This window comes from Streptomyces ureilyticus, assembly GCF_011045025.1.
GTDB lineage: Bacteria > Actinomycetota > Actinomycetes > Streptomycetales > Streptomycetaceae > Streptomyces > Streptomyces ureilyticus.
In genome coordinates, this window is sequence record NZ_JAAKZX010000082.1 from 1 (window position 1) to 13591 (window position 13591).

At 69.5% G+C, this 13591-nt stretch carries 13 protein-coding genes and 4 pseudogenes; 4 read left to right on the forward strand and 13 right to left on the reverse strand.

The window, feature by feature from the left end; genetic code table 11:
- Window positions 1-1040, reverse strand: a pseudogene (locus tag G6048_RS24180) (FAD-dependent oxidoreductase); the annotation flags it as partial.
- 113 nt (window positions 1041-1153) lie between these two features.
- Complete coding sequence (locus G6048_RS24185) at window positions 1154-1951, reverse strand: siderophore-interacting protein (protein WP_235990246.1); 798 nt, start codon at window positions 1949-1951, stop codon at window positions 1154-1156.
- A gap of 213 nt (window positions 1952-2164) precedes the next feature.
- Here G6048_RS24185 and G6048_RS24190 point away from each other — a divergent pair, with 213 nt between their 5' ends.
- A complete protein-coding gene (locus tag G6048_RS24190; RefSeq protein WP_165341697.1) occupies window positions 2165-2920 on the forward strand; it encodes a helix-turn-helix transcriptional regulator in 756 nt (251 codons plus the stop codon).
- A gap of 189 nt (window positions 2921-3109) precedes the next feature.
- Here G6048_RS24190 and G6048_RS24195 read toward each other — a convergent pair whose 3' ends face one another.
- From G6048_RS24195 to G6048_RS24225, 7 genes are all read right to left on the reverse strand, one after another.
- Window positions 3110-3736: a transposase family protein gene (locus G6048_RS24195; RefSeq protein ID WP_165341698.1), complete on the reverse strand. Its 627-nt coding sequence runs from the start codon at window positions 3734-3736 to the stop codon at window positions 3110-3112.
- 118 nt (window positions 3737-3854) lie between these two features.
- Window positions 3855-4292 (reverse strand): transposase, encoded by a 438-nt coding sequence (locus G6048_RS24200; protein WP_206342063.1) that lies wholly within the window; start codon window positions 4290-4292, stop codon window positions 3855-3857.
- 290 nt (window positions 4293-4582) lie between these two features.
- Window positions 4583-5413: an ABC transporter permease gene (locus G6048_RS24205; RefSeq protein ID WP_165341699.1), complete on the reverse strand. Its 831-nt coding sequence runs from the start codon at window positions 5411-5413 to the stop codon at window positions 4583-4585.
- Window positions 5413-6390, reverse strand: a complete 978-nt coding sequence (locus G6048_RS24210) for an ABC transporter ATP-binding protein (RefSeq protein WP_165341700.1) — start codon at window positions 6388-6390, stop codon at window positions 5413-5415. Before G6048_RS24210 ends, G6048_RS24205 begins: the two co-directional genes overlap by 1 nt.
- Window positions 6391-6559: 169 nt before the next feature.
- Window positions 6560-7228: a response regulator gene (locus G6048_RS24215; RefSeq protein WP_165341701.1), complete on the reverse strand. Its 669-nt coding sequence runs from the start codon at window positions 7226-7228 to the stop codon at window positions 6560-6562.
- Window positions 7225-8439, reverse strand: a complete 1215-nt coding sequence (locus G6048_RS24220) for a sensor histidine kinase (protein WP_165341702.1) — start codon at window positions 8437-8439, stop codon at window positions 7225-7227. The genes G6048_RS24215 and G6048_RS24220 overlap by 4 nt, the downstream gene beginning before the upstream one ends.
- Before the next feature lie 335 nt (window positions 8440-8774).
- Complete coding sequence (locus tag G6048_RS24225) at window positions 8775-9107, reverse strand: transposase (RefSeq protein WP_235990253.1); 333 nt, start codon at window positions 9105-9107, stop codon at window positions 8775-8777.
- Window positions 9108-9385: 278 nt separating this feature from the next.
- On the opposite strand from G6048_RS24225, the gene G6048_RS24235 reads away from it, so the two are divergent.
- On the forward strand, window positions 9386-9931 hold the full coding sequence (locus tag G6048_RS24235) for a hypothetical protein (RefSeq protein ID WP_165341695.1): 546 nt from the start codon (window positions 9386-9388) through the stop codon (window positions 9929-9931).
- Here the strand turns inward: G6048_RS24235 and G6048_RS24240 are convergent.
- Both G6048_RS24240 and G6048_RS51470 read right to left on the reverse strand, forming a co-directional pair.
- A pseudogene (locus G6048_RS24240) lies at window positions 9897-10484 on the reverse strand (ISAzo13 family transposase); the annotation flags it as partial. The gene G6048_RS24235 and the pseudogene G6048_RS24240 overlap by 35 nt on opposite strands.
- A gap of 166 nt (window positions 10485-10650) precedes the next feature.
- Window positions 10651-10755: pseudogene (locus G6048_RS51470) on the reverse strand (IS6 family transposase); the annotation flags it as partial.
- Window positions 10756-11153: 398 nt separating this feature from the next.
- Between G6048_RS51470 and G6048_RS24250 the strand changes: the two are divergent.
- A pseudogene (locus tag G6048_RS24250) lies at window positions 11154-12115 on the forward strand (site-specific integrase).
- Window positions 12116-12151: 36 nt separating this feature from the next.
- Entirely contained in the window at window positions 12152-12526 is a 375-nt protein-coding gene (locus G6048_RS24255) for a Tn3 family transposase (protein ID WP_206342067.1), read from the forward strand.
- Window positions 12527-12548: 22 nt separating this feature from the next.
- On the opposite strand, the gene G6048_RS51025 is transcribed toward G6048_RS24255, so the two are convergent.
- Complete coding sequence (locus G6048_RS51025) at window positions 12549-13160, reverse strand: TetR/AcrR family transcriptional regulator (protein WP_165341705.1); 612 nt, start codon at window positions 13158-13160, stop codon at window positions 12549-12551.
- A gap of 70 nt (window positions 13161-13230) precedes the next feature.
- Window positions 13231-13590, reverse strand: a complete 360-nt coding sequence (locus tag G6048_RS24265) for a hypothetical protein (RefSeq protein WP_165341706.1) — start codon at window positions 13588-13590, stop codon at window positions 13231-13233.
- Window position 13591 lies beyond the last annotated feature (1 nt).

The following is a 13591-nucleotide window of genomic DNA, read 5'->3' on the forward strand; positions in this document are numbered from 1 at the left end:
ATGGTCTTCTCATAGACGCGGATGGCGTCGTCGACAGTGGCTCCGTTCGCGAGGGCGAGGGCGAGTTCGCCGGCGTCAAGCATGGCGAGGTTGACGCCGGTGCCGAGCGGGGGCATGAGGTGGGCGGCGTCGCCGAGCAGGGTCACCGTCGGGTTGTGGTCCCAGGTGTGCTGGGCAGGGAGCACGAAGATCGGGCGGTGGATGTAGAGGCCGTCGTTCTCGGTGATCATCCGGCGCATGCGGGGCGACCAGCGCGCGTACTCGTCGCGCAGCACGGCGCGGATGCCATCGGTGTCCTCGGCGGTCAGACCCTTTGCGCTGATCCAGTCGACGGGAAGGCGTTGGATGATGTAGACGCGGATCTGGTTTCCGCTGTTGCGCTGGGCGAACCGGCTGCGTTCGCCATCAGCCGCGTGGGCGCTGCCCGAGCCGACCAGTTCGGCGATCTCGGGGTGCCGGTCGTCGACGTCGGGGAAGCATGCTTCCAGGAAGCTGATCCCGGTGTACTCGGGGATGGCGGTGGACACGGCCGGACGTACCTGGGAGAAGGCGCCGTCGGCGCCGATGACCAGATCGGTCTCGATGCTCGTGCCGTCGGCGAAGTGCATTTGCCGCGGCCCATCGGCGGGTCCGCTGATCGTGTCGAGGGAGCGGCCCCAGCGCACAGTTCCCGCCTCCAGGGAGTCGAGCAGCAGGTCGCGCAGGTCGCCGCGGTCGATTTCCGGCTTCAAGAGTTCGTTGGCTGCCGGAACTTGGCGGAACGTGATCGCGCCGGTCGGGTCCATCTGGCGCAGTTCCTGCCCTTCGGGGCGGGCGAGGGCGAAGAACTCGTCGAGCAGGCCGGCTTCGCGCAGGGCGACCTAGGCGTGGTCAGCGTGCAGGTCGAGGGTGCCGCCTTGGTTGCGGGAGTCGCGGCCCGGGTCGCGGTCGTAGACGGTGACCGCGATGCCGCGCTGCTGGAGGATGCGTGCGCAGGTCAGTCCGCCGGGTCCGGCGCCGATGATGCTGATCCTGGCGTCAGCGGGGTCTGGGGACTTCAAAGTTGTTCCTTTCGGTCGGAGAAGAGGAGTCACCGGGCGACAGCGAGATCTGCTGGCGGAGTGGGGTGCGAAGGGCGGTCCACGCGGGCGGCCTTGACCGGACACCGCGGCCGTCATCCCGGAGTCGCCCTGCCGTGCCGCCAGTAACCGACGAAAGTGATGTCGGACTTGTCGACGCCGCGCTCATGGACGAGGTGCCGCCGCAGTGTCGTGGGCAGGTGATTCTCACCCGCCACGAAGGTGGCGAAGCGCCCTGCCGGCAGGGCGGCCTTCATCACGGTGTCGAGCGCGTAGCGCCCCGGAAGTCCGGGGCGGCCGTCGCGCGGAAGCCAGTGCACGCTGACGTTCTGTGGTGTGTTCAACTTCTGGATGTCTGCGCTGCTGGGTACCTCCAGGAACACTTCGCTGGGCAACGCGCCCTCGTCGGAGTCCAGGATGGACAGGATGGCCGGCACCGCGGTCTCGTCCCCTACGAGCAGTTGCCATTCCACGCCATGGGGCGGGCTGTAGGTGGCTCCCTCGTCGAGGATGCCGACCGGTTCGCCGGGGCGGGCACCCCGCGCCCAGGTGGAGGCCGGACTGTCCCCTTCGTGGAGCACGAACTCGATGTCCAGTTCGTTGCGGTCGGGCCAGAAGTGCCGGACCGTGTAGAAACGGACGTAGGGGCGTGCCGCCTTGCCCGTCATCATGTATTGCGCCATCCATGTGGCGTCGGACCGGGAGGGCAGCCAGAGCCGGCCCTGGCCGGGCCGCCGGAACAGGAGCCTGAAGGCCTGGTCGACTCCGATCGGCCGGAAGTCCTTGAGGTCCTCTCCGCCCACGGTCACCAGCAGGAAGTTTCCGGGCCTCCACTCCTTGCGCACGACTTCGACCGACAGCATCCGACGGCTGACGGGCTTGATCCGGTTCATGGTGACGTCCTCTTCTCATGCATCGACGCCGCAACGGAAGGTGGGTACGCACCACGCCCGGGCATCAAGTTAGGCATGCCTAACCGTAGAATGGCGCTTGTGCGCATGGTGGCCATGCGATACCCCGGAACGGCCAGACCGTGATCGGAGCACGGGGCGAACGGGACTGGTGGGCTGGGACGGGACGGAACGGCGGATGGAGAGATGAGCGTCATGGTTCAGGTGACAGCTCTGGGCGAGGGAGCCGCCTCTCCGATCCTGAGCATCGAGCACCAGCATGCGCATCCGCCCCTCCAGGTGGCACCCCATACCCATTCGGAGCCAATGCTGCTGTGGGCGTCGACCACTTCCGTCACCCTGCGCACGGTTTCGCACGACTGGCTGGTGCCTCCGGGGCACGGCCTGTGGGTTCCCGGCCGTGTCGAGCACACGGGGACGACACGGCACGCCGGTGAACTGTGTGTCATCCGGTTCATGGCCACGCGCTGCCCCATCGACTGGGCGCAGCCCACCGGCGTCGCCGTCGGACCGCTGCTTCGTGAGCTCATCCGATACCTGCGGGCCGAGCCGGACGCGGCGAGCCGCCGGCATGCCGAAGCTCTCCTCTTCGATGTCCTCCTGCCGCTGCCGACCCACTCGATCCAGGTGCCCATGCCCGCCGAACCGCGCTTGCGTACGATCACCGAGCGGCTCATTGACTCGCCCGGAGATCAGCGAGAACTGACGATGTGGGCGGCGGAGGTGCACAGCGGGGTGCGTACTCTGTCACGGCTCTTCCTCGCCGAGACGGGGCTGACCTTCTCGCAGTGGCGGACTCGGGTCCGTGTCCGCGCCGCAGTAGGCCATCTGGCGACCGGCGCGTCCGTCAAGGCCACCGCGCGGGCTGTGGGATACCGAAAGCCCAGCGCCTTCATCGCCGCCTTTCAGCGCGTGACTGGGCAGACGCCCGGTACCTACGGGGGCGAGTAGGAGCCATGCAGCGAGTGCGGTTTGGTGTCACATGATGTGACGCTCGGGTTGAGCGGGTTGAGCGGGTTGTCAGCTGTACTGGGCTCGATCCCCTTTGACGGACATCATCCTTCTGGAGCGGCAGCCACTGATCTTCGATGTCCGCCAAACGGGATCAAGCCCAGGTGTGGGCCCAAGGCACCTGCGTGCTCACCTGCCGGGTTGGATGAGGTCGAGTGCATGGTCGGGGTGTGACTTGTAGTAGTCGGTGGCGTGGGCGGTGTTGGTCCAGCCGGTGAGGCGGGCCGGGGCGATCGCGATGTTACGGAAAGTGGCCATTGCGCGGGGCGTGTTCCCGGTGCGGATCTTGGAGGCGTCCTCGGCGAGGGTGGTGTCCCGGACGTGGTGATGGGCTTCGACGTGCCAGTGCTCGCGCACCGCTCGGGCGAGCTGAGCGTCGGTCGCGGAGCGGCTGCAGTGTCCTGCAAGCCACGCACCCACCGCCGCGTCCACCGCGTCGCCGTCCAGACGTGCCAGGAGTCGGCCGAACGTGGTCGCCCGCGGTCCGGCCCGCAGCCCCAGGCGGTGACGGACCTCGTCGGGCAGATAGGCGGCATGCCTTGCGATGGCGGCGAGGGTAGTGGCGCCGGCGAGTACGGCGATCGTGCACAGTGCCAGGACCGGGCCGAGCCGGTAACGGCGGCCCTGTCGACGGCGCGGATCGGGCAGCACGTCGAGGACGTCGGCAAGTTCCAGCAGGCGGTCGGGGTCGTCGGGGATGGAGCCCGCATCGTGGTCGAGGTGGCGGGACACAGCGGTAATCAGCGAGGACGGCATCCGGAAGCGATTCGTTGTGATGAGGCGTCAGACACCTCCATCATCACGAACCGCTTCCTTCAGTTGATCACCCACCCCCACCCCGACAACCCGCCCTCACCCAGCAGTTCAGGGCATCTCACCGCCCGAGAACGCACGAGCCCTGGGCGGTCACCAGGCCCTCGTCCTTGCAGTGTTCCAGGAGCCGGTCGAAGACCACCCGTTCCATGCCGTGCCCGGCCAGCCGGGTGCGGAACCGGCTCAGCACGCTCGCGTCGAAGCCCGTGTCCGTCAGCTCGGCCTCGAGCGCGTACTTCCAGTCGATCGCCCGCACCGCCATCGCCGCGGCCTGCCGGTCGGTCAGGTCCTCGGCGAACTGCAACACCGTGACCAGCGACAACACTCCCGGTGACAGTCCCGGGGCACCGCGCACCCCGAACGCGTCGGCGAACGGCTCATCCGCGAAGACCTCCGCGAGCCGGTCCCGCACCCGGATCGCCAGGCTCCCCTGCGGGAACGCCGCCCGGGCCACCGCCGCAGTCTGTGCCGGAACCTTCGGCAGCCCCTTCGGCCTCATCGACAACCGCATCACCCCCGCGGCCGCACGACAGGGCAACGACCGCACGGACGATCATCCCGCGCCCAACCGTCGCCCCGCACGCAATTGCGCAGCAGAGTCCGCAGGCGGCTCAAAGCGCTCCAGTACCGGCACAGCCTCCTCAGCGGATTCCCCGCCGGGACGGGGCTCGCCCTCGACCGACCGGACGGACGCCACTGCTTCCCAAGGTTCGGTGACGAAGGCGGCTCCCTGTAGCACCCACCGGGTCAGCTCGGACGCGTCCCCGGCCTTCAGGATGGGGCACTCTCTCAGGCGTCCCGCCGCTTCAGTTGCAGCGCGGCGATGCCCAGCAGCACGGCCAGGAAACCGACGAACACGGCCAGGCCCGCCCCCGGGGAGAGCAGGTCCGAGCCGGGGGAGACAGTCATGAAGGCGGAGCCGGCGTTGGAGGGGAAATACGGGCCGATCGTGTCGTTCCAGCTGTGCGGGAGGGCGACCTTCATCAGGCCGGGCAGTAGCCAGTTCGAGGCGAACAGGGTGGTCACCGCGCCCGCGGTGTTGCGCAGCAGGGCGCCAAGTGCCATGCCCAGCAGTCCGATACCGGTGAGGTAGACGACAGCGCCGCTGACCGCGCGCAGGACGCCGGGGTCGGTGAGGGAGGCGCCGTCGGAGCCGAGGATGGCCTGCCCGGCGAAGAAGGCACCGAAGACCGCGACCGCACCGACCGTGAGGACGACCCCGGCGAGCACCGCCGTCTTGGCCCAGAGCACCGGCAGCCGCCGGGGCACCGCGGCGAGAGTGGAGCGGATCAGGCCGGTGCTGTACTCGCCTGCAGCGAGCAGGACCCCGAGGGTACCGATGACGAGCTGGGCCATCTCGGTACCGGCCAGGCTGATGCCGGTCGGATCAGTGGTTCCCTCAAGGCCCTCCATGGTGCCGCCGCCCGAGGTGACAGAGGCGGCGATCAGCGCGAAGGCGACCAGTGCCACGACGGCCCCGAGCAGGGTGTAGGCCGTGGACCGCAGCGACCAGAACTTGATCCACTCGGAGGTGACCACGCGTCGCGTGGTGACGCGCAGTTCGGGACGCTCGTCGCGCTCGGGGCGCACTGTCAGGTCTGGTGCCGAGGTGGTAGTCATCAGGCGGCCCTCCCGGCCTCGGTGAGCTCGTCACCACGGGTGCCCGGCCCGGTGCCGGCCCTGTCAGCGGTCGTGGTCGTGGCGTGGTATTCGACGGCGTCCCGGGTCATCTCCATGAACGCCTCCTCCAGCGATGCCTGCTGGGGGAACAGCTCGTGCAGCGTGAAGCCGGATTCCGCCGCGTGATCCCCGATCTGATCGGTCGTCAGTCCGCTGATCTCCAGGACCCCGGGTTCGAGGCTGGCGATCGTGACATCCGGCCCGGCCAGCTGTTCCCGGATCTGTGCGGCCTGCGGCGAGCGCACGCGTACGGTGGTGCGGGCCGCCCGCGCGGTGAAGTCGGCCACCGACACGTCGGCGATCAACCGCCCGCGGCCGACGACGATGAGGTGTTCGGCCGTGAGTGCCATCTCGCTCATCAGGTGCGAGGAGACGAAGACGGTCCGGCCCTCCTCGGCCAGCCCCTTCAGCAGGTTGCGGATCCAGAGGATGCCCTCCGGGTCGAGGCCGTTGACCGGCTCGTCCAGCATGACCACCCGGGGGTCGGCAAGCAGCGCCGAGGCGATACCGAGGCGCTGGCCCATGCCGAGAGAAAAACCGCCCGCCCGCTTGTGGGCGACCTCGCTCAGGCCGACGAGGTCGATCACCTCCTCGACGCGTCGGCGCGGAACGCCGGTGGTGGCGGCCATCGCCCGCAGGTGGCTGAACGCGGACCGGCCCTGGTGGATGGACTTGGCCTCCAGCAACGCGCCGATCTCGTGCAGTGGCGCCCGGTGTTCGGCGTAGGGGCGGCCGTTCACGGTCGCGGTCCCGGCGGTCGGCCGGTCGAGGCCGAGGATCATGCGCATGGTGGTGGACTTGCCCGCCCCGTTGGGTCCGAGGAAGCCGGTGACCATGCCAGGCCGGACCGAGAAGGTGAGCGAGTCGACAGCCGTCTTGTCGCCGTAGCGCTTCGTCAGGTTGGTGACTTCAATCATGCGGTCCAGACTGCCGAGCGCGGATCTCCCGGTCGTCAGCCCGGCGCGGACACTCTGTCCTCCCATGCCCGTGGTACGGATCTACCGCGGGCGCGGTACTGAGGGGCCCGCGGACAAGACCCCAGGATGAGCGCGCCTCCGCCCGCACGTCTGCCCAGGGCGTGGCCGGTCACTGCGGAGCGCGGGCCAGGCCGGTCTGGTAGGCGATGACGACGAGTTGGGCCCGGTCCCGTGCGCCGAGCTTCGTCATCGCCCGGTTGACATGCGTCTTGGCGGTGGACGTCGAAACGTACAGCCGCTCGGCGATCTCGTCGTTGGACAGGCCCGTGGCGACCAGGCCCAGCACCTCGCGCTCCCGCCCGGTCAGGGCGTCGAGCTGCGCCGCTGTCGTGGCGGGCCGGTCGTCGGGGGAGGCCATGAAACGGGCGATCAGGCTCTGGGTCGCCTTCGGCGACAGCAGCGCCTCACCGCCCGCCACGGTCCGGATCGCGGCCAGCAGTTCTGCAGGCTCGACGCCCTTGCCCAGGAAGCCGCTGGCCCCGGCGCGCAACGCCTGGAAGACGTACTCATCGATCTCGAAGGTGGTCAGGATCAGCACCCGAACCCCTGCCAGGTCATCGTCGGCGGTGATCTCCCGAGTGGCGGCGAGGCCGTCGAGCCCCGGCATCCGGATGTCCATCAGCACGACGTCCGCGAGGGCGCTGCGGGTGAGTTCGACGGCCTCCCGACCGGTCGCCGCCTCGCCCACCACCTCCAGGTCGGGCGCCGCATCGATGAGCACCCGGAAACCAGCACGGATCAGGTTCTGGTCATCGGCCAGCAGGACCCGGATGGTCATCCGTCTTCTCCTTCTCCGGATACCTTCACCGACGCTGGGGGCAAGGGCAGTTCGGCCCGCACGGTGAAACCGCCGTCGGGTTCGGGGCCCGCCTCGAACCAGCCGCCGACGGCGATCGCGCGCTCGCGCATGCCCAAGATGCCGTGCCCGCCGACAGCCGTGTCCTTGCGGGCCGCCACGCCGCCTCCCGCGTCGTGGATGCGGACGACGAGTCGGTCGGGCGCGTACTCGACGCCGACCCGCGCTGAGGAGCTCCCGCTGTGCTTGTGCACGTTGGTGAGCGATTCCTGCACGATCCGGTACGCCGCCAGGTCTACCGCCGAGGGCAGCGGGCGCGGGTGCCCGGAGAGCGTCCAGGCCACCTCCAAGCCTGCCGCGGCGAACGAGCCGGCGAGTTCCTCCAGCCCGTCGAGGCCCCGAGTGGGCTGCACGGGGGCCCGCGGGTCATCGTCCCGGCGCAGTACGCCGAGCAGCGCGCTGAGTTCCTCCAGCACGCTCCGGCTGGCCTGACGTACCAAGGTGAGCGACTCCTCCGCGACGTCCGGGTCGGTGCGCAGCGTGTGCCCGGCCACCCCGGCCTGGACGCTGATCACGGCGATGTGGTGGGCGGCCACGTCGTGCAGCTCGCGGGCGATCCGCAGCCGTTCCTCGACAACCCGGCGGGCCGCCTCCTCCTCGCGGCTCTGCTCGGCGCGACGGGCCCGCTCCTCCAGCAGGCCGACGTACGCCCGCCTGCTGCGGACCGCGTCTCCGGCGGCCACCGCCATGCCGATCCACACGATCAGGTTCTGGGTCCCGATGCCGGACCAGGCCGACCTGGCGGTGGCCAGGGAAGTGACGCCGTAGACGAGCGCGGCGGCGGCTCCGGCCGTCCAGGCGGTCCGGCGGCCGGTGCGGACGGCGACGGTGTACGCGGCGATCACCGGGGCTCCGAGGAACACGCCCTGCGCATCCGAGACGATCATGGAGACGCAGGCGATCCCGGTGGTGACGGCCAGCACCGGAATCGGCCACCGCCGCTGGAAAACGAGCGCGCCGCAGGCCAGTGCCGCCAGCACTGCGACGGTAGCGGTCAGCGGGACCCGCTGCGGCGGGTCGCCGGGGAGGACCGGCGCCAGCAGGCTGGCTGTGTACAGCGCCGCGGCAAGCACCCCGTCCACGACGAGCGGATGTGCCCGCGCAGCCTGGCGCCAGGCCGCAGGACCAGTCATGCGGCAACCATACGTGCAGCCGCCTGACCTGGCGTCCACCCACCGTGGTACGTCCACCTACCGCATCCGTGGCAGGCGCCCCGCAAGGGGCGCACACCGCTGGCCTTCGCGGCACCGCACACCCGCCCCACGCTGACCGGCGGTTCGGTCCCGGCCTGAACCGGCAGCGTTCTCGGCCTTCTCCCCACTCACGATGGCCCAGTACGTGGCGGGCCGGCCCCTTGTGTCACCCCCGTCGCGACGTACCCGTTCTGACGGTCGGAAGGAAGCGGCAGACGAGTCGGGCTGGACGCCGGGTTTTGTCCCCCGGTCGACTCTGCTGCGCAATTTCGGGGTCAGGCCGTGAGTCGGTAGGCGAGGTGTTCGAGGCGGCTTCTGCGGGTGTGGTGCCGGTCGTGGCCGGTCCAGTACGCGTCGAGCCGGATCACGTTGAGTGCGGTTGCGGAGAAGGCGTGCTGGAGGCGGACTTTCGGCAGTCCGCGGTAGCGGGCCCGGCGGATGCCGGTGATGTCCAGGGCCTGGTTGATGGTGCCCTCCACCCCTGCGCGCAGGGCGTACTTGGCCTTCCAGGTCTCGGTCTTCTGCTCGGCGCGGGCCCGGACGAGGGCCTCGTGCGGTTCCCTGGGACGCAGGGTGAGCATGCGCCGGCCCAGCGCGGACTGGTGCACTGCTCCCGGAAGGGGCAGGGGCGGCAGGTGCGGACGCTGAAGGTGATGACGATCGCGTCCGCGCCGTGCTGCTTCACCGGGTTCCAGTGCGCGCTGCTCTTCCCGGCGGGACAGCGGACCTGACGGGCCTTCCAGTCGATGGCGAAGGCGTTCCTGTCGAAGCCCGCGTGGGCCTTGGCCTGGGCGGAGTGGTCCAGCAGGACGGGGGGGACCATGCGGGTGCCCCGCTTCAGCGCGGCGGTGATGAGAGCGGCGGAAGGGTAGCCGGAGTCGAGGTAGTGCTCTCCGGGCTTCACCCCGTGCTCGGCCAGGCGTTGTTGGACAGGCGCGGTCGCCTTCACATCGGGCACGGTGGCGTCGGTGGTGAACACGTCCGTGATCAGGTTCGGTGCCGCCGGGATCCCGGTTTCGGTTTCGGTTTCGGTTTCGGTTTCGGCTTCGGCTTCGGCTTCGGCTTCGGCTTCGGCTTCGGCTTCGGCTTCGGCTTCGGCTTCGGCTTCGGCTTCGGCTTCGGCTTCGGCTTCGGCTTCGGCGGGAGTCTCGCAGGTCTCGGTGAGGTGGACCTTGTAGCCCATCCAGAACAGGTCTTCGCCCTTGGCCGCCCAGCGGGCATCGGGGTCGTAGGGAGAGGCCAGGCGCGCGGCCGACAGGCTGTGCTGCGGTCGGCCGACCCGGATCTCGCCCGGCAGGAAGCATGGGCGCACCTCGTCGTGGACCACTGCCTGACGAGCGTCATCACCCAGCTCGCCGACGACCACGGCATCGACCCGGACCGCATCTCGTTCGCGGCCCCACGATTTCCTTCTTCTTCGTATCGACGCTGATCACCGGGTCCCCGGCGTCGATATGGTTCTTGGCCTGCTCGTTGATGTAGCGGAACTGGCCGTCCCGGTCTGGGTGCTGCCGGCCTTCGATGGTCTTGGCGTTCCCCTGGAGGCTGAAGCCTTCCTCGCGCAGCACGTCGGCGACGGTGTCGGCGGATATCCGGTGACCCTGGCGAGTGAGTTCGGCGGCCAGATGACGAGTGGACTTCGTCGTCCACCGCAACGGCGACATCGGATCACCCCGCACATCCGGCTCGACCAGGGCCAGCAGCGCCGGACGAAGTCCCAGGTCCAGATCGACCGTCCGCTTGCGGCCTCCGCCCACCCGGCGCACCCGCCCTAACGGGGCCTTCCCGGATTCCAGTTCATCCGCCCCCAGCGACACCGTGGCCTCCCGCACCCCGGCGGCCCGGGCGACCAGCCTGATCCCGCCATGGCCGATCGACCGGGCTTCCGCTCCTATCAGCAGACGCCGCTGCCGCTCGTCGAGATGCGGGAAGATCGCCTCGAACTTGGCTGCCAGAGCTGCCCGTTGCCCCTCCGATGCGCCCATACCACGCCAACGAGTCGGCCAGCGGGAAGCTACGGGTTAATGCTCTGCGAGCCCTAACTTCGAGGCATTGGACCATCACGTGCTACCGATCTCCACCCCGACCAGCACGAGCACCTCGCCCAAACGTCACACCAGCTCCGCTGAGCAGCGGAAATCACGATGGCACCAACTCACTGAAGCTGAGCGGGAAGCGGAAGTACAGCCACACACAGTGGGAGATGACCTCGGCCGGGTACCGGTGCCCCTTGTACGACGGCGACCTGCTCTCCACGGGCACCTCTCCAGCATGATCAGCCCGGCGATCATCCCGCCCGCCCAGCCAACGTGACAGCGCCCCACGTCCGTCTCCGTGGCACTGACACTGCGTACCGAAGCCGCCAAGACCTTCCCACGTCCGGCAATAGCCAGCTCGCAGTGGCTCTTCTCCGGCCGCCAGCCCGGACAGCCCGGTCAGCTCCAAGTCGGGGGTTGAGGAACATCGGAACGAAAACCGGCGCTAAGCCTTGATCGGCCCTGGTGGGCGGCTGACGGTGCGTCGGCAAAGGGGAGGCTCTGAAGTCTTCCCGCAGATAACGCCCTATTATCTGCGGGAGCTTGGTTCGTCACCTGCGGTGATGTTCTCCGGGCCACACATGAAGCGGCCCTGTTATCTGCGGCAAGGAGGAAGCGGTGCCCACCGTCCTGCAACTGGCGGCCGGGAAGGCGTTGACCGTCCGCGCGGCGGCCGACGCCTTCCTCGACTCGCTCCGCAATCCGAACACGGTCCGCAGCTACTCGACCGGCGTCGGCAAGACCGCTGAGCGGATCGGAGAAGCCCGCCCGCTCGGGTCGGTCGCGGACGACGAGATCGGCGAGGCCCTGGAACTGCTGTGGGGCACCCCGGCGGTCAACACCTGGAACGCGCGCCGGGCGGCGGTGCTGTCGTGGCTGGGCTGGTGCGAGTCGTACGGTTACGACGGCCCGGCGGTCCCGGCCTTGACGAAGCGGCTGGCAGTACCGCACTCCGAGACCCCGGCCCGCTCGAAGATGGCCGTGGACCGGCTCATCGCCCGGCGCGAGGTCCACCTGCGGGAGAAGACGCTGTGGCGGATGCTCTACGAGACCGCCGGGCGGTCCGAGGAGATTCTCGGCGTGAACATCGAGGACCTGGACCTCGCCGCCCGCCGCTGCCCGGTCAAGGCCAAGGGCGCCCACAGCAAGGCCCGCCGCCGAGGACAGGCGCGCGAGGACTTCGTGCTGGAGACGGTCTACTGGGACGCCGGCACCGCCCGGCTCCTGCCTCGACTGCTGCGAGGCCGCACCCGGTCACCCATCGCCGTCCCGGTCCGGGGAAGGTGGTCAGCCCGCGCGACGTGTGCCCGGACACCGGGCTGGCCCGCCTCTCCTACGGCCAGGCCCGCGCCCTGCTCGATGAGCACACCGCCGTGCGCGGACCGGGGACAGGCTGGGACCTGCACGAGTACCGCCATTCCGCCCTCACCCACCTCGGAGAGCAGGGCGCCTCCCTGCTGATGCTGATGGCCAAGTCCCGGCACAAGAAGCCGGAGAACGTCCGCCGGTACTTCAAGCCGTCCCCCGAGGCGATCTCTGAGCTGACCAGCCTGCTCGCCCCCGGCGACGCGCGCCGCTGACTCTGCTGTGCATGAAGTCGGCTTGCGGCTGTACGCCTGCTCGCGCAGCGCAAGCTGAACAAGGGCGAGAACCTGCACGCCCTGCGCCGGTCGCTCGCCTACGCCGGTGAGGGTGCGCTGCGGCGCCGGCACCACGAGCAGCAGACCGAGCAGATGTGGTGCCTGACCCTGGCCACCAACGCGATTGTCTGCTGGTCCACGGAGTATCACGGCCTCGGTGTGGCTGCCCTGCGCAGAAGCGGACGCGAGGTCGACGACGAGGTCCTGGCACACATCTGGCCGACCCACCACGAGAACGTGCACTTTTACGGCATCCACTCGGTCGACATCGACGGTGAGCTCGCTCAGCTCGACACCGACGGCTACCGGCCGCTGCAGCTGGCCGACGACGTCGCCCCGGCAAGCCGCTGACCTGCATCCCGCTCTTTTCGGTTCAGCTCTGGCCGGTTATCTGGGTCAGCATCAGTTGGTGGAGGTCGTCGACGGTGGCGGTGTGGTCGGTGGGGTCGACGGCTTGGCGCACGATGGTGCCGAGAATGCAGGATCGGACGAGCGTGCGCAGCTTGATGAGGGTGGCGGTGTGGTGGCCGGTGTCGGCCAGGGCGGTGGTCCAGAGGTCGTCGAGGGTCTGTTCGGCGGTCTTGAGGATGGGCAGCTGGCTGTCGAGGAAGGCCGGGTTGCTGCGGTGGGCAACGAGGAGTTCGTAGGCGGCGCGGGTGGTGTCCTGCCGGTAGGCGTCGTGCATGATGGCGGCCCATGTGGAGAGCCGGTCGGTCAGCGGCACTTCCGGTCCGGGTGCTCGGCGGTGGGCGTCGACCAGCGTGGTCCATCCGTGGTCGATGACGGCCAGGTACAGCGCTTCGGGTGTGCCGAAGTGGTGCTGGACCGCGCCGCGCGTCAGGTTGGCGGCCGCGGCGATCTGCTGGGTGCTGACGGCGGCGGCGCCGCTGGTGTTGATGCAGGACACCGCCGCCGTGATCAGGGCGGCGCGGGTTTGGGCGCGCCTGTCTGCTTGGCTGCGCCGGCTGCTCGCGGTGGGGTGCATGGTTCTGCCTGTCTGCGCGGCGGTCACCGGCCTTCGCCGGTGAATGTATCTGAGTGTCGGCGGAAGCCGGTCACGGTCCGGTGACCAGTCCGGTCAGGTTGAGCGCGAAGCCGATGCTGTTGATGGCAATGGCGCAGGCCCAGGCGGCTTTGCTGCGGTAGAAGTCCGTCGGCCCGCGGCGCAGATGAACGACGACGCCGCCGTAGCCGAGCAGAACGGCGAAGACTGCCATCGCGATCCGATAGCCGGTCGTGAAGCCGAACGCACCCAGCACCAGGGTGGCGGCGTAGAGCACAAAGATGCCGGCGTTGAGGGCGGCGGGGCCGCGGGTCAGCGGCGGGCGTCCGCGGCGGGCTTCGAGGAGGCTGATCACGTTGTAGGCCAGGCCGGCCGCGGTGTAGCCGGCCTGGGCCAGCAGCAGAGGCGACACC